The organism is Mizugakiibacter sediminis (genome assembly GCF_000953855.2).
In the GTDB taxonomy this organism is placed as follows: Bacteria; Pseudomonadota; Gammaproteobacteria; order Xanthomonadales; family Rhodanobacteraceae; genus Mizugakiibacter; species Mizugakiibacter sediminis.
On sequence record NZ_DF970177.1, the window covers coordinates 41,026 to 60,625 of the forward strand.

Annotated in this window: 21 protein-coding genes; 11 read left to right on the forward strand and 10 right to left on the reverse strand. The window is 70.9% G+C overall.

Annotated features, from left to right (window positions below; translation table 11 throughout):
* Window positions 1-1,383 (reverse strand): 7TM diverse intracellular signaling domain-containing protein (locus MBSD_RS05750; RefSeq protein WP_201797459.1); only part of this gene is annotated, 1,383 nt, incomplete at its 3' end.
* Window positions 1,384-1,642: 259 nt separating this feature from the next.
* Between MBSD_RS05750 and MBSD_RS05755 the strand changes: the two genes are divergently transcribed.
* The 4 genes from MBSD_RS05755 (at window position 1,643) to MBSD_RS05770 (ending at window position 4,528) form a co-directional block, all read left to right on the forward strand.
* Complete coding sequence (locus MBSD_RS05755) at window positions 1,643-2,188, forward strand: hypothetical protein (protein ID WP_062535934.1); 546 nt, start codon at window positions 1,643-1,645, stop codon at window positions 2,186-2,188.
* A gap of 74 nt (window positions 2,189-2,262) precedes the next feature.
* Entirely contained in the window at window positions 2,263-3,501 is a 1,239-nt protein-coding gene (locus tag MBSD_RS05760) for an MFS transporter (RefSeq protein ID WP_062535936.1), read from the forward strand.
* A gap of 69 nt (window positions 3,502-3,570) precedes the next feature.
* Entirely contained in the window at window positions 3,571-4,062 is a 492-nt protein-coding gene (locus MBSD_RS05765; protein WP_062535938.1) for an FKBP-type peptidyl-prolyl cis-trans isomerase, read from the forward strand.
* The gene (locus MBSD_RS05770) at window positions 4,034-4,528 is read left to right on the forward strand and encodes a GNAT family N-acetyltransferase (protein WP_082306507.1); all 495 of its coding nucleotides are present in this window, start codon (window positions 4,034-4,036) and stop codon (window positions 4,526-4,528) included. The genes MBSD_RS05765 and MBSD_RS05770 overlap by 29 nt, the downstream gene beginning before the upstream one ends.
* Here MBSD_RS05770 and MBSD_RS05775 read toward each other — a convergent pair.
* From MBSD_RS05775 to MBSD_RS05785, 3 genes are all read right to left on the reverse strand, one after another.
* Window positions 4,525-4,917 carry a DoxX family protein gene (locus MBSD_RS05775; RefSeq protein WP_062535940.1) on the reverse strand — a complete coding sequence of 131 codons (393 nt, stop codon included), beginning with the start codon at window positions 4,915-4,917 and terminating at the stop codon, window positions 4,525-4,527. The two genes, MBSD_RS05770 and MBSD_RS05775, sit on opposite strands and share 4 nt — an antisense overlap.
* 88 nt (window positions 4,918-5,005) lie before the next feature.
* Window positions 5,006-5,434, reverse strand: coding sequence for an organic hydroperoxide resistance protein (locus tag MBSD_RS05780; RefSeq protein WP_062535942.1), 429 nt, complete (start codon window positions 5,432-5,434; stop codon window positions 5,006-5,008).
* A 79-nt stretch (window positions 5,435-5,513) separates the two neighbouring features.
* The gene (locus MBSD_RS05785; protein WP_082306508.1) at window positions 5,514-6,062 is read right to left on the reverse strand and encodes a C40 family peptidase; all 549 of its coding nucleotides are present in this window, start codon (window positions 6,060-6,062) and stop codon (window positions 5,514-5,516) included.
* Between the two features lie 160 nt (window positions 6,063-6,222).
* Between MBSD_RS05785 and MBSD_RS05790 the strand changes: the two genes are divergently transcribed.
* The gene (locus MBSD_RS05790; protein ID WP_082306509.1) at window positions 6,223-8,004 is read left to right on the forward strand and encodes an N-acyl-D-amino-acid deacylase family protein; all 1,782 of its coding nucleotides are present in this window, start codon (window positions 6,223-6,225) and stop codon (window positions 8,002-8,004) included.
* Here MBSD_RS05790 and MBSD_RS05795 read toward each other — a convergent pair.
* Entirely contained in the window at window positions 7,972-8,289 is a 318-nt protein-coding gene (locus MBSD_RS05795) for a hypothetical protein (protein ID WP_148667815.1), read from the reverse strand. The genes MBSD_RS05790 and MBSD_RS05795 overlap by 33 nt on opposite strands.
* Window positions 8,290-8,600: 311 nt before the next feature.
* On the opposite strand from MBSD_RS05795, the gene MBSD_RS05800 reads away from it, so the two are divergent.
* The 4 genes from MBSD_RS05800 to MBSD_RS05815 all read left to right on the forward strand — a co-directional run bounded on the left by MBSD_RS05800 (window position 8,601) and on the right by MBSD_RS05815 (window position 13,053).
* On the forward strand, window positions 8,601-10,457 hold the full coding sequence (locus tag MBSD_RS05800) for a serine hydrolase domain-containing protein (RefSeq protein WP_187300561.1): 1,857 nt from the start codon (window positions 8,601-8,603) through the stop codon (window positions 10,455-10,457).
* Window positions 10,458-10,502: 45 nt separating this feature from the next.
* On the forward strand, window positions 10,503-11,759 hold the full coding sequence (locus tag MBSD_RS05805) for an NAD(P)/FAD-dependent oxidoreductase (protein ID WP_062535947.1): 1,257 nt from the start codon (window positions 10,503-10,505) through the stop codon (window positions 11,757-11,759).
* 86 nt (window positions 11,760-11,845) lie between these two features.
* Window positions 11,846-12,637 (forward strand): N-formylglutamate deformylase, encoded by a 792-nt coding sequence (gene hutG, locus MBSD_RS05810; RefSeq protein ID WP_062535949.1) that lies wholly within the window; start codon window positions 11,846-11,848, stop codon window positions 12,635-12,637.
* A gap of 134 nt (window positions 12,638-12,771) precedes the next feature.
* Window positions 12,772-13,053 (forward strand): hypothetical protein, encoded by a 282-nt coding sequence (locus MBSD_RS05815; protein WP_062535951.1) that lies wholly within the window; start codon window positions 12,772-12,774, stop codon window positions 13,051-13,053.
* A gap of 61 nt (window positions 13,054-13,114) precedes the next feature.
* Here MBSD_RS05815 and MBSD_RS05820 read toward each other — a convergent pair whose 3' ends face one another.
* The 4 genes from MBSD_RS05820 to MBSD_RS05835 all read right to left on the reverse strand — a co-directional run bounded on the left by MBSD_RS05820 (window position 13,115) and on the right by MBSD_RS05835 (window position 17,107).
* Complete coding sequence (locus tag MBSD_RS05820; RefSeq protein WP_062535953.1) at window positions 13,115-13,537, reverse strand: RidA family protein; 423 nt, start codon at window positions 13,535-13,537, stop codon at window positions 13,115-13,117.
* Window positions 13,534-14,898, reverse strand: a complete 1,365-nt coding sequence (locus MBSD_RS05825) for a hypothetical protein (RefSeq protein WP_062535955.1) — start codon at window positions 14,896-14,898, stop codon at window positions 13,534-13,536. Before MBSD_RS05825 ends, MBSD_RS05820 begins: the two co-directional genes overlap by 4 nt.
* Window positions 14,899-14,977: 79 nt before the next feature.
* Window positions 14,978-15,643 carry a carbonate dehydratase gene (gene can, locus MBSD_RS05830; RefSeq protein WP_062535957.1) on the reverse strand — a complete coding sequence of 222 codons (666 nt, stop codon included), beginning with the start codon at window positions 15,641-15,643 and terminating at the stop codon, window positions 14,978-14,980.
* A 9-nt stretch (window positions 15,644-15,652) separates the two neighbouring features.
* On the reverse strand, window positions 15,653-17,107 hold the full coding sequence (locus tag MBSD_RS05835; RefSeq protein WP_062535959.1) for an aldehyde dehydrogenase: 1,455 nt from the start codon (window positions 17,105-17,107) through the stop codon (window positions 15,653-15,655).
* Between the two features lie 438 nt (window positions 17,108-17,545).
* On the opposite strand from MBSD_RS05835, the gene MBSD_RS05840 reads away from it, so the two are divergent.
* Together MBSD_RS05840 and MBSD_RS15120 are read left to right on the forward strand one after the other, a co-directional pair.
* Window positions 17,546-18,451, forward strand: coding sequence for an RHS repeat-associated core domain-containing protein (locus tag MBSD_RS05840; RefSeq protein ID WP_082306511.1), 906 nt, complete (start codon window positions 17,546-17,548; stop codon window positions 18,449-18,451).
* Window positions 18,452-18,460: 9 nt separating this feature from the next.
* On the forward strand, window positions 18,461-18,757 hold the full coding sequence (locus tag MBSD_RS15120; protein WP_148667817.1) for a hypothetical protein: 297 nt from the start codon (window positions 18,461-18,463) through the stop codon (window positions 18,755-18,757).
* Between the two features lie 33 nt (window positions 18,758-18,790).
* Here the strand turns inward: MBSD_RS15120 and MBSD_RS05845 are convergent, their stop codons facing one another.
* Window positions 18,791-19,582, reverse strand: a complete 792-nt coding sequence (locus tag MBSD_RS05845) for an SDR family oxidoreductase (protein WP_062535961.1) — start codon at window positions 19,580-19,582, stop codon at window positions 18,791-18,793.
* Window positions 19,583-19,600 lie beyond the last annotated feature (18 nt).

The window sequence follows — 19,600 nt, forward strand, 5'->3', positions numbered from 1 at the left end:
CCCGTCGCCGCAGGCGCCGTAGCGGTCGTCCGCGCGCAGTTCGCCGTGCAGCAGCGCGCCGGCGTGCCGCAGCACGGCGGCGCGCACCTCCTCGCGCGACAGACGGCCGGCGGCGGCCGGTTCGCCGGGGTGGATCAGCAGCAGGGCGAAACGGCGCACCACGCCTTCGCGCGCCAGCAGGCACAAACGCCGCAGCGCGCCCTCCATCGCCTCGGCGCCCGCCGAGTCGCCGTGCCGCGGCGCGCGCAGCAGCCGTCCGCGCAGCGTGGCGCGCTCGACGGCCATCCACGCGAACAGCGCGCCGCAGAACGCGTCGATCGCCAGCAGGTAGAGCCCGATGTCCTGCGACATGTCGAGCAGGCGCATCGCCGCCAGCGCGTCGGCGAGGATGCTGACGGCCACCGGCGTCCAGGCCAGCAGGAACGCCGTCGCGTAACGGGCGCCGCGGCGGGCCGCCAGCGCCGCGGCGGCGAGCAGCGCCAGGGTGTCGAGGATCATCAGCGCATTGGCCGCATTGCCCAGCGGCAGCAGCCAGGGACGCACCGCCGGCAGTTGCGCGGCCAAGGCCATCGCCGCGAACAGCGGCGTCAGCGCCAGCAACAGGCGATCCAGACGCGGCGCGCGCGCGCGCAGCCGCAGCAGCAGGCGCGCGAACACCGTCAGCAGGATCGTCGCGGCCAGCGCGAACAGCCACGGGCCGGTCACCCGCAACGCCGCCAGCCAGCCGGTGCCGGGCAGCACGTACAGGCTGCCGTCGTTGGCGCAGTGGAAGGCCAGCCACAGCAGCAGGTAGACGCCGCCGGCCAGGTAGACGGCCTCGCGCCGCCAGGCCGCGCAGACGAGCATCGCCGCGGCGGCGATGCCGGTGAGCAGGCGCAGCGCCGCGGCGAGCAGTGCGGGAACGCGGTCGTCCGCGATCAGCGCGTCGTGGGTCATCAGCGCGGGCTGCAGCAACGCCACGCGCATGCCGCTAGCGCGCACGTAGATGCGGTCGCCGACCGTCAGGCGGTCGATCTCGAACACGTGCAGGCGGGTGGAGACGTCCGCGCGGTGGGGGCCGTAGTCGTCGCTGACCAGCGGCTCCACCCGGTTCGGCAGGTAGACCTCGACGCGCGCGGTGCCGCGCCGCGGCATGACCAGGTAGAGGGGCCGGGCGACGGGCAGCGGCCCCTGGACGGTCAATCGCAGCCAGCCCTCGCCGACCCGCACCGGCACGTCGGACACGGGCTGCCACGGCAGCGTGCCGGGATCGGCGCGGACCTCGGCCGGCGGCAGCGGAAGGGTGAGGCGCTCGATGTGCAGCGCTGCGGGCTGTGCCTGCGCGGCCAGCAACAGGATCGGCCAGGCGATCGGCAACAGCCAGGCGAGCCGCAGGTGCAGCATGCGCGTGCAACGGCGCGCGCCCGCGATCTTCGCGATGCGTTTCGCCAAATCCACACCCCTACTCCCCGAGTGTCGCGCACCATACGCGGGGCGATTCGGGGTGCGCAAGCGCGGGCGTCTGTATGAATGTATACAAATATAAAAACCGGCGCGCGTTCTCGCGGCGCATGCCGGCGACGCCGCGCGCCACGGCCCTTGCGCGGCGGCGGCGCGGCGGCGAATATGCGTAAACCATAATCGTTCTCATCGAGGAGGCGTCATGTCGCTCCGTTCCCTCGGGCTGGCGGCGGCCGCCGCCGGCGTCGTCGGCTGCGCGTTCGCCGCCACGCCGGCCAGGCGCGGCGATGCTACCGCCCTGGCGGCCGAGATCGCCGCGCTGAAGGCGCAGGTCGCCGCGCTGCAGGCGCAGGCGCGGCCGGAGCTGGGCCAGCAGATGCTGGAGCTGCAGATCCGCCACGACCGCCTGTGGTGGGCCGGCGAGGCCGGCAACTGGAATCTCGCCTATTTCATGGTCGGCGAACTGGGCGAGGCGCTGCGTGGCATCGAGCAGAGCAACGGCGACGCCGCCGAGCTGCAGCCGCAGAAGCTGTCCGAGGTGATGCCGTCGCTGATGAATCCGGCGGTCGCACGCGTGCAGGATGCGCTCGCCCGCCAGGACGAGGCGGCGTTCGCCAGGGCCTACGACGAACTCTCCGCCGCCTGCACCGCCTGCCACGAGCTGGCCGGCAATCCGATGCTGGTGATCCAGCGCCCGCGCACGCCGATGCTGGACAACCTGCGCTACGCGCCGCCGGCGAAGAAATAGACTTCCGCGGCATCGGCCGGCGGCGTGCTAGCCTCCGCCGCACCGGCGGCCCGTCCGTCGCGACGGAGGCGACGATGGCGTTCCTGGCTCCCCTGCGCGAACTCGATCGCACCCAGCGCCACACCGTGCTGGCCAGCTTCCTCGGCTGGACGCTGGATGCGTTCGACTATTTCCTGCTGGTGTTCGTGATGCCGGAAGTGGCGCGCGAATTCGGCGTCGAGGTCGCCGGCGTCACCTTCGCCTTGTTCCTGACCCTGACGATGCGCCCGGTCGGCGCCTTCCTGTTCGGCCGCCTCGCCGACCGCTACGGGCGGCGGCCGGTGCTGATGGCCGACATCGTGCTGTATTCCGCGCTGGGCCTCGCCTGCGCGTTCGCGCCGTCGCTGACCGCGCTGCTGGTGCTGCGCGCGCTGTTCGGCGTGGCGATGGGCGGCGAATGGGGCATCGGCGCCTCGTTGGCGATGGAGTCGATCCCGGCACGTGCGCGCGGCCTGGTCTCCGGCCTGCTGCAGAGCGGCTATCCCTGCGGCTACTTCCTCGGCGCGGCGGTGTACGCGCTGCTGTTCGACCACATCGGCTGGCGCGGCATGTTCATGGTCGGCGCGTTGCCGGCGCTGCTGGTGCTGTACATCAGGCGCTCGGTGCCGGAGTCGCCGGTATGGCAGGCGCGCAACGGTGCGGGCCAGCGCCGCGATGCGCTGTCGGCGATGCGCGGCCACTGGGGGCGCTTCCTCTACCTGATCGTGCTGATGGCGCTGTTCAACATGTTCAGCCACGGCTCGCAGGATCTCTATCCGACGTTCCTGAAGGTGCAGCACCGCTTCGACACCGCCACGGTCGGCGTGCTGACGATGGTGCTGAATCTCGGCGCGCTGGTCGGCGGGCTGGCGTTCGGCGCGTGGTCGGAACGGGTGGGGCGGCGGCGCGCCATCGTCACCGCCGCGCTGCTGGCGCTGCCGGTGATCCCGCTGTGGGCGTTCGGCGGCTCCGTGCTGCTGCTCGGCGCCGGCGCGTTCCTGATCCAGGCGATGGTGCAGGGCGCCTGGGGCGTGGTGCCCACCCATCTCAACGAACTGGCGCCGGACGACGTGCGCGGCACGCTGCCCGGCTTCGCCTACCAGCTCGGCAACCTGCTGGCGGCGTTCACGGCCACGGCGCAGGCCTGGCTGGCGAAAGGCAACGGCGGCGACTACGCCTTCGCGCTGGCGGCGTGGATCGCCGCCGTCGCCGTGCTGCTGGCGGCGGTGACCTGGCTGGGACCGGAAGCGCGTGGCGTGCGCTTCGGCGAGCCTGCCGCCGAGTCCGGCGCCTGAGCGGCGGCGCGGGTGACGCCCGCCGCGCCCGCCGCTACCATGACGGGCTTTGCTCCGGAGCACGCGACGATGAAGGCCGAGAAAGACAAGGTGGTCTGCTTCCACTACACGGTGACCGACGCCGGCGGCGGCGCCGTCGACAGCTCTCGCGAGCGCGGCGAACCGCTGGCCGTGCTGCTGGGCCACGGCCAACTGATCGCGGGCGTGGAGAAGGCCATCGAGGGGCGCGAGGCCGGCGAAAAGTTCCAGGTCACGGTGCCGCCGGAAGAGGCCTACGGCCCGCGCCAGGAGGGCATGATCCAGCGCGTGCCGAAGAAGTATTTCCGCGACGCCAGGCACCTCAAGCCCGGCATGACCACCGTGCTGGCGCTGAAGCAGGGCGGCCAGCGCGCGGTGACCGTGCACAAGGTCGGCATGAGCACGATCGACGTCGACCTCAATCACCCGCTGGCCGGCAAGACGCTCGCCTTCGATGTCGAGGTCACGCTCGTGCGCGAGGCGACGGCCGAGGAGCTCGCGCACGGTCATGCGCATGGAGCGGAAGGCCACGGCCACGCCTGAGCGTCCCGCCGCATTGCGCATCCGGCCGGCACGGGCCGGCGACTGCGCGGCGCTGACCGCGCTGGTGCGCGGCTCGTCCGCTTACGCGGGCCGATACCGCCGCATCGTCGAGGCCGTGACCATCACGCCGGAGCAACTGGCGCGCGACGCCTTGCGCGTCGGCGAGTGCGGCGGACGCCTGGCGGGTTTCTATAGCCTGGTTTGCCGCGATGCCGACGCGGAGCTGGACTATCTGTTCGTGGACGACGCGCTGCAGGGCGCCGGCATCGGCGCGGCGCTGTTCCGCCACATGCTGGGAGAAGCGGCGGCACGCGGCTTCCGCGCGGTGACGATCGTCGCGCACCCGCCGGCGCGCGGGTTCTACGAGCGGATGGGCGCGCGCGTCTGCGGGGAAAAAGCCCCGGCGGGGCGCGTCACCTGGACGCGCCCCGTGCTGGTCGTCGCAACGCCGTCGGCGGGCGTTTAGCGCTTGCGGCCGGCCCACCAGGCGTCGACGCTCCAGGCGCCGGCGCCATGCGCGGCCAGCACCAGGAAGCCGCCGGCGATCGTGATGTTCTTCCAGAAGTTGATCGCCTGGCCGGCGTCGGCGGCCATGTGCGGGTAGTGGAACAGGAACGCCGTCGCCAGCGCGAACAGCACCAGCAGCAGGGCGACGACGCGCGTCAGCGCGCCGACGAGGATGGCGAGGCCGCCGCCCAGTTCGGCCAGCACCGCCAGCGGATACAGCGCCGCCGGCACGCCGGCGGACTGCATGTAGGCCTGGGTGCCGGCCATGTCGTGCAGCTTGGCCCAGCCGAACAGCAGGAACATCAGCGCCAGGCCGATCCGGCCCAGCAGTACGGTGAGGTCTTTCATCGTCCGTCCCCCGATCGGCGCCCCCGGCGCCGCCGGACGCATTACAGCACGACGCCGCGGCAGCGTGCCCGTCGGGGCGAACGTCGCGTCAGACCAGCCGGACCTGCACGTCGACGTTGCCGCGGGTGGCGTGCGAGTAGGGGCAGATGTCGCGGTGCGCGGTGTCGATCAGTTCCTGGGCGACGGCGCGGTCGAGGCCGGGCAGGCTGACGTCGAGTCGTACGGCGATGCCGAAACCGGTCGGCTGACGCGGCCCGATGCCGACGTGGGCGGTCACCGAGGCGTCCTTCAGCGCGACCTTCTTCTCGCGCGCGACGAAGCGCACCGCGCCCTCGAAGCAGGCGGAGTAGCCTGCCGCGAACAACTGTTCGGGGTTGCTGCCGGCGCCGCCCGGGCCGCCGAGTTCCTTCGGCACCCTGAGGTCGAGGTCGATCAGACCGTCGCTGGATCGCACGTGGCCCTCGCGGCCGCCGTGTGCGGTGGCGGTGGCGGTGTAAAGCACGTTGACGCTGTTCATGGGCTTGCTCCTTGCAGTGGCTGCGCGGGGTGCGTGGCCGTCGAGACGGGTCGGCGCCGGCGCGGCTGCCAGCGGGGTTTCAGTCGAGCACGCGCTTGCCGTAGAGGAAATGCTGGCGCCAGTACGGGCCGTCGAGTTCGTCCAGACGCACGGTGCCGCCGGTGTCCGGCGCGTGCACGAAGCGGCCTTCGCCGACGTAGATGCCGACATGGGTGATGCGGCGGCCGCGCCCGCGGAAGAACACCAGGTCGCCGGGGGCGAGGTCGTCGCGCCGGATCCTCGGCGCGTCCAGGGCGCCGATCTCTTGCGCGGTGCGCGGCAGCGCCACGCCGGCCTCGGTGCGGTAGACGTAGTCGACCAGGCCGCTGCAATCGAAGCCGCCGCCGGGCGTGTTGCCGCCGTAACGGTAGGGCGTGCCGACCAGCCCGATCGCGCGGAACAGCACGCCGTTGGCGGCCGCCGCCGTGGGCGTGCCCGCCTCGGGACGGCGCGGCGCGCCGGAGCAGGCGGCGAGGATCAGCGCCGCAGCCGCCAGCGCGGCGAAGCGCGGCGCCTCCCGCGCCCGTCGCGCCAAGACGGCGCGGCAGAGGCGTGCGGCTCCGCATGGAAAGGGTTCCCGGCGCGGCATGCGCCGAGGGTAGCGGTTCGGTCGGCGCAGGTGAAGCCGCTGCGCGCGGGCCGTGGGCGGGCGCAGCGGCGCCGCGGGGCCGCCGCGATGTGACTGTGGCCGCTTGTGCGCATGGACCGGCTTGGCGATAGTCGGGCCACTCTCCCGGGGAAGAGACGCCATGTTGCGCAAGACCATCGTCGCCGCCTTCGTGCTGCTGTTGTGCGCATGCGCCGCGCAGCCGCCGCGGCAGGAAACGGCCGACGCATCCGTGCCCGCCGCTCCGCCGGCAGCGCCCGCGCCGGTGCCGCCGCCGGACTACGACCTGATCATCCGCCACGGCACCGTCTACGACGGCAGCGGCGCGCCCGGCGTGGTCGCCGACGTCGGCGTGCGCGGCGATCGCGTCGCGGTGGTCGGCAACCTCGATGCGGCGACGGCGAAGCGCGAGATCGACGCCGGCGGCCTGGCCGTCGCGCCCGGCTTCATCAACATGCTGTCGTGGGCGCCGGACGCGCTGATCGCCGACGGCCGCTCGCTCTCCGACCTCAAGCAGGGCGTGACGCTGGAGGTGTTCGGCGAAGGCTGGTCGTACGGTCCGCTGACGCCGGCGATGAAGCAGGAGATGACCGCGGAGCAGGGCGACATCCGCTATCCGATCACCTGGACCTCGCTGGGCGAATTCCTCGACACGCTGGCGGCGAAGGGCATCGCGCCCAACATCGCCTCCTTCGTCGGCGCCACCACCGTGCGCCAGCACGAGCTCGGCAACGCCGACCGCGCGCCGACGCCGGAGGAACTCGCGCGCATGCAGGACCTGGTGCGCCAGGCGATGCGCGAGGGCGCGCTCGGCGTCGGCTCCGCGCTGATCTACGCGCCCGGCGCCTACGCCAGGACCGACGAGCTGGTGGCGCTGGCGCAGGCGGCGGCGCCGTTCGGCGGCGCCTACGTCTCGCACATGCGCAGCGAGGGCGACCGCCTGCTGCAGGGCATCGACGAGCTGATCGCCATCGCGCGCACCGCCGGCGTGCACGCCGAGGCCTATCACCTCAAGGCGGCCGGCAAGGCGAACTGGCCGAAGATGCGCGAGGCGATCGCGCGCATCGAGGAGGCGCGCGCGCAAGGCCTGTCGGTCGGCGCCAACATGTACACGTACACGGCCGGCGCCACCGGGCTGTACGCCTGCATGCCGCCGGCCGTGCAGGAAGGCGGCCTGGATGCGTGGATCGCGCGCCTGCAGCAGCCGGCGGTGCGCCAGCGGCTGCTGCGCGACATGCGCCGTCCCGGCAAGGGTTGGGAGAACCTGTGCGTCGCCGCCGGCAGCGCGAAGAACATCCTGCTGATCGGCTTCAAGACCGAGAAGCTGAAGCCGCTGATCGGCAAGACGCTGGCCGAGGTGGCGGCGATGCGCCGCGAGAGCCCGGAGGAGGCGATCATCGACCTGATCGTCGAGGACCACAGCCGCATCGACGCCGCGTTCTTCCTGATGAGCGAGGCCAACGTCAGGCTCGGCCTCGAGCAGCCGTGGGTGACGCTGGGTTCCGACGAAGGCTCGTACGCGCCGGAAGGCGTGTTCCTGAAGTCGCAGCCGCATCCGCGCGCCTACGGCAACTTCGCGCGCTTCCTCGGCCGTTACGTGCGCGACGAGCATGTCGACACGCTGGCCGACGCGATCCGCCGCCTGAACGCGCTGCCCGCGGAGAACCTCAAGCTGCGCGACCGCGGCCGTCTGGCCGGCGGCTACTACGCGGACATCGTGGTGTTCGATCCGGCGACGATCGCCGATCACGCCACCTACGCCGCGCCGCGCCGGTACGCGACCGGCGTGCGCGACGTGTTCGTCAACGGCGTGCAGGTGCTGGCCGACGGCGAGCCGACCGGCGCGCTGCCGGGGCGGGTGGTGCGCGGTCCGGGCTGGACCGGATGGGCGTCAGCGGGAGCTGCTGCCGACCAGGGTCAGTGACGGCCGCTGGCGCGCGGGCGGCGCCGACGGCAGCGCCGGCGTGTCCGGCAGCGCTTGATGGTCGCGCGCGAGGCCGGACTCGAATTCGGTCATGCGCCGGTGCGCAGCGGCGACCACGGCGGCCGAGGGCGCGCCTTCGCGCAGCAGTTGCACCAGCAGGCGGCGGTGGTAGTCGTCGAAGTCGGGATCGCGGGAGGCCTCGTCCAGCGCGCAGATCAGCGTCGCCAGCCAGCCGGAGCCGGGGGCGCGCAGGGCGAAGACGGTTTCGGTGGCGATGGCGGACATGGCGGAGCCCTCCTGTCGCGAAAATTCATGCAGGAACGGTGCCATGGCAGGCGGGACGCGCCGCGGATGGCCGCTGCGCGGGCGATCTGTTCAAATCGACGGCTGCGGCCGGCGGAACTGGGTCAGGAAGTGACGTGAAGGGGAAGCGCATGCGCAGTACGGCGAGGGGATGGTGGGGCCTGGCGCTCGGCGTCATGCTGGCGACGGCGGCGTGGGCGGAGCCGCCGACCGCATCGCCGGCCACTCCGGCTGCGCCGGCGGGGGCGACGACGACGGCCGCGCCGCCGCAGCCGGTGCCGGCCGCGCCCGTGATGCCCGTCACGGCATTGGGCGCCTTCGTCGACGGCGCGGTGCGCAGCTGGATGGACGCCAAGGGCGTCGCCGGCGTCACCGTGGCGGTGGTCGACCGCGACGGCACCCTGTTCGCGCGCGGCTACGGCATCGCCGGCAAGGATCCGCGGCGGCCGGTCGATCCGGCGACGACGCTGTTCCGCATCGGTTCGATCTCCAAGACCTTCACCTACATCGCCGCCATGCAGCTCGTCGAGCAGGGCCGGCTCGACCTCGACGCCGACGCCAACCGCTACCTGCCGCCGGCGCTGCGGTTGCCCGACGAAGGCTACCCGCCGGTCAAGGTATGGCATCTGATGACGCACACCGCCGGCTTCGAGGACAGCGCCCTCGGCCACCTGTTCACGCGGCCGGGCGCGGCGGTGCCGACGCTGGACGACTACCTCGCGCGCTACCGCCCGCGGCGCGTGCGCGCGCCCGGCGTGCACGCCGACTATTCCAACTATGCGGTGGCGCTGCTCGGCGCGATCGTGCAGCAGGTGTCGGGGCAGCCGTTCGAAGCCTACGTCGAGCGGCACCTGCTGGCGCCGCTGCGCATGACGCACACGACGTTCCGCGAGCCGCTGCCGGCCTCCGACCCGCGCGCGGTCGGCGCGGCGCTGGAACACGCCTACAGCGCCGGCTTCCGTTCCGTCGACGGCGGCTTCGCGCCGCAGCCGTTCGAGCACATCGCGCAGATCGCGCCGGCCGGCGCGGGCGCCAGCACGGCCGAGGACATGGCGCGCTACATGCGCATGCTGCTGAACGGCGGCGCGCTGGACGGCCATGTCGTGCTGCAGCCGCAGACCTTCGCCACGCTGGCCACCGTCGATTTCGGCAACGCGCCCGGCGCCGCCGGCATCGCCCACGGTTTCTTCCGCCATCCCTACGGCCGCTACCTCAGCCTCGAGCACGCGGGCGCGACGCTGTGGTTCCACTCGAACATGGTGGTGCTGCCGGAGGCCGGCGTCGGCGTGTTCGTCTCCACCAACACCGACAGCGGCGGCGAACTGTCGGCGGAACTGCCGCGGCAGATCCTCGAACACTTTCTGGCCGAGGCGCGGCCGCTGCCGCTGCCGGCGCCGCCGGCCGACTTCGCGCGCAGCGGCCAGCGTTTCGCCGGCACCTATCTCGCCGAACGCCGCAACTATTCCACGCTGGAGAAGCTGTTCGACGCGCTCAGCGCGGCCGCCGCCGTCAGCGTGACCCGGGACGGCGAGCTGGCCGTGAGCGCCGGCGAGCGCACCACGCGCTGGGTGCAGGACGGGCCGCTGAGCTTCCGCGCCGTCGAGGGCAGCGACCGTCTGGTGTTCCTGCAGGATGCGCGCGGGCGCATCGCCGGTTTCGCCAGTCCTTACGGCCACACCGTGTTCGACCGCGTCGGCGTGGCCAACCGGCTGCCGCCGTTCGCGCTGCTGCTGGCCGTGCTCGCGCTGCTGTGCGCCGGCGTGCTGGTGGCGGCGTGGGCGCGCCGCGGCCGCCGCGTCAACGGCAGCGCGCGCGGACCGCTCGGCGCGGCGTTCCTGATGACGCTGACGGCGCTGCTGTGGCTGGCCTTCATCGCCACGGCCGTGGCCGCGCTGGTGCAGATGGGAATGGTCGGCGAACAGGCGATCTACGCCTACCCGACGCCGCTGCTGCGCACGGCGGTGGTGCTGGCCCATGCATGTTCCGTCGCCAGCGCGCTGGTGCTGTTGCAGGTGCCGGCGGTGTGGCGCGCGCGCGGCTGGGGCGCGGCGCGCAAGCTGCGCCACAGCCTGCTCGTGCTGGCCATGCTGCTGGCGGTCGCCGGGCTGGCGCACTGGAACGTGCTGTTCGCGCCGCTGGCGCTGGGTTGACCGCGCGGTCTGCGCGGCGGCGGCCGCGCGCCGTAGAATGCGCGCATGCCATCCACACGCAGCGACGCCCTCGTGCTCGGCGGCGGCGTCATCGGACTCGCCTGTGCCTACTACCTGCTGCAAGCGGGCGCGAAGGTGCGGGTGCTCGAGCAGGGCCGCCCCGGCGGCGGCAGTTCGCACGGCAACTGCGGCACCATCACCCCCAGCCACGCGCCGCCGCTGAACGCGCCGGGCACGCTCGGCAAGGCGCTGCGCTGGATGTTGCGGCGCGACGCGCCGCTGTACGTCAATCCGCGCCCGGACTTCGCGCGCTTGCAGTGGCTGCTCGGCTTCGCGCGGCGCCGCAACCCGCGCGATTTCTGGCGCGCCGCCGAAGCGCGCGCGGCGATCCTGGAGCGCTCCGGCGCGCTGCTGCAACGGTTGGTCGCCGACGACCGCCTGGACTGCGAATACGCGCGCGCGGGCACGTTGTACGTGTTCCGCGACGCGCGCGCCTTCGCGCAGGAGCAGGCGCACCTCGACGCGCTGGCGCGGCTCGGCATCGCCGTCGAGCGCAAGCGCGGCGACGAGGTGCAGGCGCTGGAGCCGGCGCTGAAGCCGGGCGTGGCCGGCGGCATCCTGCATCCCGACGACGCGCACCTGCGCCCGGACCGCTACGTCGCCGAGCTGGCGCGCCGCGTGCGCGAGCTGGGCGGCGCGATCGAGGAGGGCGCGCGCGTCGAAGGCTTCGCGTTCGGCGGCGAGCGCATCGCCGCGGTGCGGACCTCGCGCGGCGATTTCGCCGGCGAGCGCGTGGTGCTGGCGCTGGGCGCGTGGTCGCCGCTGACCGCGCGCAGCCTCGACCTGCGTCTGCCGATGCAGCCCGGCAAGGGCTACTCGATCACCTACACGCGTCCCGAGCGGGTGCCACGCATGCCGCTGGTGCTGCGCGAACGCAGCGTGTGCGTGACGGCGTGGAGCTCCGGCTACCGCCTCGGCAGCACGATGGAATTCTCCGGCTACGACGCCACGCTGAACCGCGTGCGCCTCGACGCGCTGCGCCGCGGCGCGGCCGAGTACCTGCACGAACCGGAAGGCGCGCAGGTGCTGGAAGAGTGGTGGGGCTGGCGGCCGATGAGCGTCGACGAGGTGCCGATCGTCGGTCCCAGCACGCGCTGGAAGAACCTGCTGCTGGCCACCGGCCACGGCATGCTGGGCGTCAGCATGGCGGCGGCGACGGGCGAACTCGTCGCCGCGCTGGCGGGCGGCAATGATCCCGCACTGGACCCGCTGCCGTACGCGCCGGCGCGGTTCGGGCTGTGACGCGCGGCGGTTGCGCTTTTCCCGAGTCCCGAGTCCCGAGTCCCGAGTCCCGAGTCCCGAGTCCCGAGTCCCGCTAAACTCCCGCGATGGACGTCTTCACCCTGCACCGCGGCACCGCGCCGCTGCTGATCAGCCTGCCGCACGACGGCAGCGCCCTGCCCGACGACATCGCCGCGCGCATGACGCCGGCCGCGCGGCGCGTGCCGGACACCGACTGGCACGTCGGCCGGCTGTACGCCTTCGCCGCGGAACTCGGCGCCTCGATCCTGCGCCCGCACTGGTCGCGCTACGTGGTCGACCTCAACCGTCCGGCCGACGGCGCGGCGCTGTACCCGGGACGCCGCGAAACCGGCCTGGTGCCGACCGTCACCTTCGCCGGCGAGCCGATCTACCGCGAGGGCGAGGAACCCGACGCCGCCGAAACCGCCGCGCGCGTGGACGCCTACTGGCGCCCCTACCACGCCGCGCTGGCCGCCGAGCTGCAGCGGCTGAAGGCGCGGCACGGCCGCGTCGTGCTGTGGGAGGGGCATTCGATCCGCAGCGTGGTGCCGATGTTCTTCGACGGCCGCCTGCCGGACTTCAACCTCGGCACCGCCGACGGCGCGAGCTGCGCGCCGGAACTGCAGACCGCGCTGGCGCATGCGCTCGGCGCGCAGCGGCACTACAGCTTCGTGATCAACGGCCGCTTCAAGGGCGGCTACATCACCCGCCACTACGGCGCGCCCGACGCCGGCGTGCACGCGGTGCAGCTGGAGCTGGCGCAGCTCAACTACATGGACGAGGACGGCTTCGCCTGGCGCGCCGACCTGGCCGCGCCGACCGCGACGCTGATCCGCCGCCTGCTGGAGACGGCGCTGCGGTTCGCCGACGGCCGCTGAGTCGGCACGCGCCGCGCGCGCCGGACGTTCAGCGTGCAGCAGGGGGCTCGGGCGCAATGTTCGGTCCGCCGCGCCACCCGCGCAGCCGGGTTCCGGCCGGGGACGCGGCCAACTTTCACATGAGGTGAACCTCCATGCGTACGTTCGCGATCTCGGCCGTGCTGGCCGCGGGCCTGGCCTTCTCCGGTTTCGTCTTCGCGCAGGACAGCGCTCAGGCGCAGCCGGCCGCGCCCGCCGCCGAGCAGGCCGCGGCGCCGGCTCCGGGCGCCGATGCCGCCAAGCCGATGACCAAGCACACGACCACGGCGCATACCAAGCACCACGCCAAGCATCATCACGCCGCGAAGAAGAGCACGACGAAGAGCGGGGCGCCGGCCAAGACCGAGCCGGCCAAGACCGAAGACGGCCAGCAGTAAGCGCGGCATTCCGTCCGCAGCGACCCCGGCCGGGCCACCGGCCGGGGTTTTTCGTTTCCGCTCAGCGCGCCCCCAGCCAAGCCACGCACTTCAGCTCGATCGCGATCGGCGTGGGCAGGGCGCTGATGCCGAGCGTCGTGCGGCAGGCGTCGACGCCGGCGAAATATTCGGCATACAGCCGGTTGTAGACGGCGAAGTCGCGCTGCATGTCGGTGAGGAACACGGTGACGTCGACCAGGTCCTGCCAGCGCGCGCCGCTCGCTTCCAGCACCGCGCGCACGTTGGCGAACACCTGCCGGCACTGCGCCTCGATGTCGTAGGCGACCAGCCTGCCGTCGGCGTCGTGCACGTTGCCGGGGATCGCGTTGCTGCCCGGCACGCGCGGGCCGACGCCGGACAGGAACAGCAGGTCGCCGACGCGGCGCGCGTGCGGATAGGCGCCGACCGGGGCGGGGGCGGCGTCGGTGCGGACGACCGGATTCATGACGAACCCCCGCCGTCGGCCCGCACCGTGATGCTGTGGCGCCCCAGCGCGCGGTCGTCCTGGTCCACCGCGGTCAGCCGATAGCGGCCGGGACGCAGGTAGAGCTCCGTGCTCGGCTCGGCCTGGCCCTGGCGCACGCGGTCGGCGGGCGTCACCGCGGCGTTGTCCAGCGGCGCCGGGTCGAGCACCACGCGGTCGGCCGGGATCGCGTCGTCGCCCTCGTCGGCGTAGCGCGCCTCGAGCAGGCAGGGATAGGTCTTGTCGCACAGATCGCCGCTGACGAAATACGGCACGCGCAGGCCGCCCAGCGACAGCCAGGTCGGACGGCCGCGGCGCAACTGGTCTTCCGGAAAGAACACGCTGACGTCGTAGCCCGGCTTCAGCGACCACGGCGTGCCGCCCTTGCATACGAACACCAGCGGCGCGGCGGGATGCAGCCGCGCGATCGCGGCGCGGTAGTAGGGATGGTCCTTGTCGGGCTTGTCGTGCGCGATCAGCATGGTCTGCTCGACCGTCAGCGGGTCGATGCCGGACAGCTTGCGGAAGTGTTGCGCCATCGACTGGCCGCCGAGATAGACGCCGCTTTCGACGATGTGCGCGTAGCCGGCGTTGACCACCAGGCGCGCGTCGGGATGGTCCTTGAACGCGCGCTGGTACAGGTTGCGCGCCTGCTCGGCTTCGCGCGCGTCGCCGCTGGCGTCGGACTCGGCTTCGTAGGCGATCACGCGATAGCCGAGCTTGAGCGCGGTGCGCACCATCTCCGCGTAGATCGGCTCCTCGGTGTAGAAGCCGCTGTTCTCGGTCGGATAGCCGCGCTTGGCGAGATCCTTGTCGGTCGAGTACAGCGTCTCGGCGGCAAAGGTGTCGAAGCCTTCCGCGCGCAGCCTGGCCAGCATCTGCACGGTGAGCGTGCGCGTCACCGGCGCGTTGTGCGCTTCGTTGAAGAACACCGCCTTGCGGTCCTTGGCCAGCGCGGCGACCGCGTCGATGGCCGGCTGCGCCGCGCAATCCGCATCCGCCAGCGGCGATGCGTTGTCGTCCTTCTCGGCCGGCTGCCGGATCGAGAAGGTGCTGCGCGCATCGTCGTAGGCGCCGAGATAGGTCTGGTACCACGACAGGTACTGGCCGAAGATAAGCCGGAACGCCTCGTCCTTGTCGGAGGCGTAGGCGTAGCGCATCAACTGGTACTGTCCCAGCAGGCCTTTGCGCTTCTCCGCCTCGCGCAGGATGCTCTCGGATTTCGCCGTGGCGGCGCGTTGCTTCGCCAGCCACGCGGACTGCGAGGCGGTTTGCGCGCCCGTCGCGCCCAGGCTCCACGCCGCCAGCGCCGCCACGGCGCCCAACCCCAGCTTGCGCAGCATCAGCGATCCTCCCGACTCCGCATTTCGTATCTGTACACGAAAAAACGGAAGGCGCGTAGTGCTGACGCGCACGCGCCGCTCAGCGCGCGGCGGCGGGCGACGCGGCCAGGCGGCTCAGCGCTTGCTCATAAATTGGCGCGAGCTGCTCGGACTGCGCCACATCCATGCCGAGATCGCGGATGCGGCCGTCCAGCAGGCTGTAGCACCAGCCGTGCACGGCGAGCTTCTGGCCGCGCTCCCAGGCGTCCTGCACGATCGTGGTCTGGCAGACGTGGGTCACCTGCTCGATCACGTTCAGTTCGCACAGGCGGGCGTGGCGCAGCGTGGCCGGATCGATCGCCTGGATCGCGTCGGTGTGCTTCTGCATCACGTCGGCGACGTGGCGCAGCCAGTTGTCGATCAGGCCGAGGCGGCGCTGCTCCAGCACCGCCTGCACGCCGCCGCAGCCGTAGTGGCCGACCACGATGATGTGCTCGACCTTGAGCACGTCGACGGCGAACTGGATGGTGCTGAGGCAGTTGAGGTCGGTGTGCACGACGACGTTGGCGACGTTGCGGTGCACGAATACCTCGCCGGGCGCCATGTCGATGATTTGGTTGGCCGGCACGCGCGAGTCCGAGCAGCCGATCCACAGGTACTTCGGCGCCTGCTGTTGCGACAGCCGCGCGAAGAACTGCGGATCCTGCGCGCGGATCGCTTCCGACCAGCGGCGGTTGTTGTCGAGCAAGTCACGGAGCGAGTGCATGGAGGTTCCTCAGTAGCGGATGCAGACGTTCTTCGTCTCGGTGAAGAAGCGCAGCGCCTCGGTGCCGCCTTCGCGGCCGACGCCGGATTGTTTGACGCCGCCGAACGGCGTGCGCAGGTCGCGCAGCAGCCAGCAGTTGATCCAGACGATGCCGGACTCGAGCCGCGCGGCGACGCGGTGCGCGCGCGCGAGGTCGGTGGTCCACACCGAGGCGGCGAGACCGTAGGGCGTGCCGTTGGCGATCGCCAGCGCCTCCTCCTCGCGGTCGAACGGGATCAGCGTCGCCACCGGGCCGAAGATCTCTTCCTGATTGACGCGGCAGTCGGCGGAAAGACCCTCGATCACGGTGGGCGCAATGAAGCGGCCGCCGGCGCAGCGGCCGCCGACCTGCACCGGTTCGCCGCCGCAAAGGATGCGGCCGCCCTCCGCGCGGGCGAGGTCGAGATAGCCGAGCACCTTGTCGTACTGCGCCTGCGAGACGATTGCGCCGAGGTCGGCGGCGGCGTCGGAAGGATCGCCGACGCGCAGCGCGCGCGCGCGGGCGACGAAGCGCTCGCGGAAGGCCTCGTAGATCGGGCGCTCGACCAGGATGCGCGAGCCGCACAGGCAGATCTGCCCCTGGTTGGCGAACGCCGAGCGCACCAGCGTGTCCAGGCTGGCTTCGCTGCCGTCCCAGTCGGCGAACACCAGCGTCGGGTTCTTGCCGCCCAGCTCCAGCGACAGCTTCTTGAATTTCGGCGCGGCGGCAGCGGCGATCGCCGCGCCGGTGCGCGTCGAGCCGGTGAACGAGATCGCCTTCACGCCGGCGTGCTCGACGATCGCCTGGCCCACCGCGGGGCCGGTGCCCTGCACGATGTTCAGCACGCCCGGCGGAAAACCTGCTTCCACGGCCAGCTCGGCGAGGCGGAAGGCGGTCAGCGGCGTGATCTCGCTCGGCTTCGCCACCACCGCGTTGCCGGCGGCCAGCGCCGGCGCGATCTTCCAGGTGAAGAGATACAGCGGCAGATTCCAGGGGCTGATGCAGCCGACCACGCCCAGCGGCTGGCGCAGCGTGTAGTTGATCGCGCCCGTTTCCATCGCGTGGGATTCGCCGGACCACTGCGTGATCGCGTCGGCGAAGAAGCGCAGGTTGGACACGGCGCGCGGGATGTCGAGGCTGCGCGCCAGCGCCAGCGGCTTGCCGCTGTCGCGCGACTCGTCGGCGGCCAGCGCGTCGAGGTGCGCTTCGACCAGCGCGGCGAGACGGTCGAGCAGCCGCGCGCGCTCGCCGGCGGGCGTCGCCGCCCAGCCGGGCGCGGCGCGCGCGGCGGCGGCGACGGCGGCGTCGACGTCGGTGCCGTCGCTGTCCGGACAGCGGGCGAACACGGCGCCGGTGGCGGGCTCGATCACGTCGAGATAGCGGCCGTTGCGCGGCGGCTGCAGGCGGCCGTCGATCAGGTTGGCGAGCGTCGGCGTCGCGGTCATGCCGACGAGCTTAGCGGCTTGCGGCGGGGAAAGGGAATGGCGTGGGCCCATTCAAGGGTGGACTCTTTCGCCCTGTGCCAGCACCGCGACCGGCCTTTCGATCCGCGTGGCGCGTGTTTCCGGCGTTTCCTCGATCTGCGCACCAACACGCCGCGTAGCGGTGGGTGCCGTCGAGCCGCTCGATGAATGCCGCGGCCTTGCGGTTTCGCGTCAGCACTGCGAGCAGATCGTACGGTGGCGTCCGCGTGTGCCGCTAACCAGTGCTCCCATTCGGTGGGGCTGCAGAAGTGCTTGATCGATGGATCGGCGGGCGGCGGTATGGTCAGCGCTCCCGTCTGGGGCGCTCTGGACCGCTTCAGAAGACGCAGTGGTGCAGTGCAGCGTGCCCTTTGGCGATAACGTGTGTAGAAACCGCCTGTCTTCAAGGAGTGAGCATTCATGCGTACAGGGACCGTGTTCGCCTTGCTCTTGTTTGCGACTTCCTCGGCGCATGCCGAGACAGTGGTCTACTACCACACCGACGCACTAGGCAGTCCGGTAGCAGTGACGGACGCCAACGGCAACGTCATCGAACGTACCCGTTACGCCCCCTACGGCGATACCCTCAACAGACCACTGCACGACGGACCTGGCTACATCGGCCACGAAACCGATGCTCCGACCGGTCTGGTCTACATGCAGCAGCGCTACTACGATCCGATACTGGGGAGGTTTTTGAGTGCGGATCCGGTGGCAGTGGATGCCGGCAAGGGCACAAGCTTCAATCGGTATTGGTATACACGTGATAACCCCTACAGGTTCAACGATCCCGATGGGAGATTGGAGACGCCATTTTGGGACCGTAACTTGTCTGAGCGTTTGACAAGCTATGTCGCGCAAGAAATGAAATCGATTGCTATTGACGCGATTGCTAAAAGCCTGCATGTTGCAGAGAAACGGGTCGCGAATTCTGTGGCTGAAAAGAGGGGCGCTCTACATCGTGAAGTAAAGGATAGAACGTCTGTTGCAGCAAAAGGCGTAGCTGCGTATGGTGGTGGGGGAGTAGTGCAGAAAGGTATTTATAACGCCAATGATAAAATCTCAATTGTTACGCCAGCATTTGGATTAGAGGCAAAAACTGACGTTTCCTTCAGGATTGCAACGATCGATTTTGTGGATCATCCCGTTGATTCGTCAGTTCACATGGAAACAGAGATTTCCGGCCATTTTATTGGCGGTGGTTCGATTAATATTGACTATAACCCTGGCGGCAGCGTTTCGGTTAGTGTTGGCGGAGGCGTTGGTCTTGGGGCATCTTTTGCGAACTATGCGGTAGCACTAGATGTGAATAAAACCGAACAGTGAGCTATCGCTATGCTTGCATTATTTGTTTTTGCCACAATAAGTACAAATTTCTGGTATTTATTTGAATTTAACTATTTTGTAAAACAGCTTAACAAACAGTTGGGTGATAGCATCAGATCGGAGATAAAGCCGAGTATTTTTTTTTCCGATTTCGCCGTTATAGGATTAAAATATGTTGTCGGGATAAATAAAATTCCGGCGGACGTGTCTCTGGTGTTGGCACGCACGCTGGTTCGCGCACGCATAGCTCTCCTTATGGCCCTAATCAGTTTTTTTATCACCTTGGCGCTGCTGCTGCTGTTGTGAGTCGTTCAAGTATGGTCTTCGCCGCATAAACATTCAGGCAAGAGAGCGCGTGCGTCCGCCGTCCACCGCGATGCTGACGCCGTCGACGTAGCCGGCCGCCGGCGTGCACAGGAAGGCGACGACGGCGGCGACCTCTTCCGGCTCGCCGAAGCGTCCGGCCGGCACCGAGGCGAGCATGCCGCGCGCGATGTCGTCCTCGCTCCTGCCGCTGGCCTTGGCGTTGGCGGCGATCAGGCCGGCGAGGCGCTGCGTGCGGGTGAAGCCGGGCAGCACGTTGTTGACGGTGATGCCGTCGGCGGCCAGCTCCGAGGCCAGCGTCTTCGCCCAGCTCGCCACCGCGGCGCGCACGGTGTTGGAGACGCCGAGGTTGGCGATCGGCTCCTTCACCGAGGTGGAGATCACGTTGACGATGCGGCCGTAGCGCGCGGCGCGCATGCCCGGCAGCAGCGCCTGCACCAGCGTCTGGCCGGCGAGCAGGTGTTGGCGGAACGCGGCGAGATAGGCGTCCGTGGTCGCAGCATGCGCCGGCCCGCCGGGCGGACCGCCGCTGTTGTTGACCAGGATCTGCACCGGGTGCTGCGCGGCCAGTGCGGCGACGCGCTCGCGCAACGCCTCGGTGTCGGCCATGTCCGCGGCCAGCGCGTCGTGGCGCTGCGCCGCGTGCGTGCGCGGCAGCTCGGCGACGACGGCCGCCAACGCATCCGCCGAGCGTGCCAGCAGGGTGACGTCCGCACCCAGTCGTGCCAGTTCCACGGCAGCCGCGCGGCCGATGCCCTGCGAGGCGCCGCAGACCAGGGCGTGGCGGCCGGTGAGATCGAGTTGCATGCCACCTCCTCGTCGGGG

What these genes read in the sequence shown, in the direction of transcription:
- MBSD_RS05755 (WP_062535934.1), top strand. Translation starts at nt 1,643, where the DNA reads ATGTCGCTCCGTTCCCTCGGGCTGGCGGCGGCCGCCGCCGGCGTCGTC.
- MBSD_RS05760 (WP_062535936.1), top strand. Translation starts at nt 2,263, where the DNA reads ATGGCGTTCCTGGCTCCCCTGCGCGAACTCGATCGCACCCAGCGCCAC.
- MBSD_RS05765 (WP_062535938.1), top strand. Translation starts at nt 3,571, where the DNA reads ATGAAGGCCGAGAAAGACAAGGTGGTCTGCTTCCACTACACGGTGACC.
- MBSD_RS05770 (WP_082306507.1), top strand. Translation starts at nt 4,034, where the DNA reads ATGGAGCGGAAGGCCACGGCCACGCCTGAGCGTCCCGCCGCATTGCGC.
- MBSD_RS05775 (WP_062535940.1), bottom strand. Translation starts at nt 4,917, where the DNA reads ATGAAAGACCTCACCGTACTGCTGGGCCGGATCGGCCTGGCGCTGATG.
- MBSD_RS05780 (WP_062535942.1), bottom strand. Translation starts at nt 5,434, where the DNA reads ATGAACAGCGTCAACGTGCTTTACACCGCCACCGCCACCGCACACGGC.
- MBSD_RS05785 (WP_082306508.1), bottom strand. Translation starts at nt 6,062, where the DNA reads ATGCCGCGCCGGGAACCCTTTCCATGCGGAGCCGCACGCCTCTGCCGC.
- MBSD_RS05790 (WP_082306509.1), top strand. Translation starts at nt 6,223, where the DNA reads ATGTTGCGCAAGACCATCGTCGCCGCCTTCGTGCTGCTGTTGTGCGCA.
- MBSD_RS05795 (WP_148667815.1), bottom strand. Translation starts at nt 8,289, where the DNA reads ATGTCCGCCATCGCCACCGAAACCGTCTTCGCCCTGCGCGCCCCCGGC.
- MBSD_RS05800 (WP_187300561.1), top strand. Translation starts at nt 8,601, where the DNA reads ATGCCCGTCACGGCATTGGGCGCCTTCGTCGACGGCGCGGTGCGCAGC.
- MBSD_RS05805 (WP_062535947.1), top strand. Translation starts at nt 10,503, where the DNA reads ATGCCATCCACACGCAGCGACGCCCTCGTGCTCGGCGGCGGCGTCATC.
- hutG (WP_062535949.1), top strand. Translation starts at nt 11,846, where the DNA reads ATGGACGTCTTCACCCTGCACCGCGGCACCGCGCCGCTGCTGATCAGC.
- MBSD_RS05815 (WP_062535951.1), top strand. Translation starts at nt 12,772, where the DNA reads ATGCGTACGTTCGCGATCTCGGCCGTGCTGGCCGCGGGCCTGGCCTTC.
- MBSD_RS05820 (WP_062535953.1), bottom strand. Translation starts at nt 13,537, where the DNA reads ATGAATCCGGTCGTCCGCACCGACGCCGCCCCCGCCCCGGTCGGCGCC.
- MBSD_RS05825 (WP_062535955.1), bottom strand. Translation starts at nt 14,898, where the DNA reads ATGCTGCGCAAGCTGGGGTTGGGCGCCGTGGCGGCGCTGGCGGCGTGG.
- can (WP_062535957.1), bottom strand. Translation starts at nt 15,643, where the DNA reads ATGCACTCGCTCCGTGACTTGCTCGACAACAACCGCCGCTGGTCGGAA.
- MBSD_RS05835 (WP_062535959.1), bottom strand. Translation starts at nt 17,107, where the DNA reads ATGACCGCGACGCCGACGCTCGCCAACCTGATCGACGGCCGCCTGCAG.
- MBSD_RS05840 (WP_082306511.1), top strand. Translation starts at nt 17,546, where the DNA reads ATGCGTACAGGGACCGTGTTCGCCTTGCTCTTGTTTGCGACTTCCTCG.
- MBSD_RS15120 (WP_148667817.1), top strand. Translation starts at nt 18,461, where the DNA reads ATGCTTGCATTATTTGTTTTTGCCACAATAAGTACAAATTTCTGGTAT.
- MBSD_RS05845 (WP_062535961.1), bottom strand. Translation starts at nt 19,582, where the DNA reads ATGCAACTCGATCTCACCGGCCGCCACGCCCTGGTCTGCGGCGCCTCG.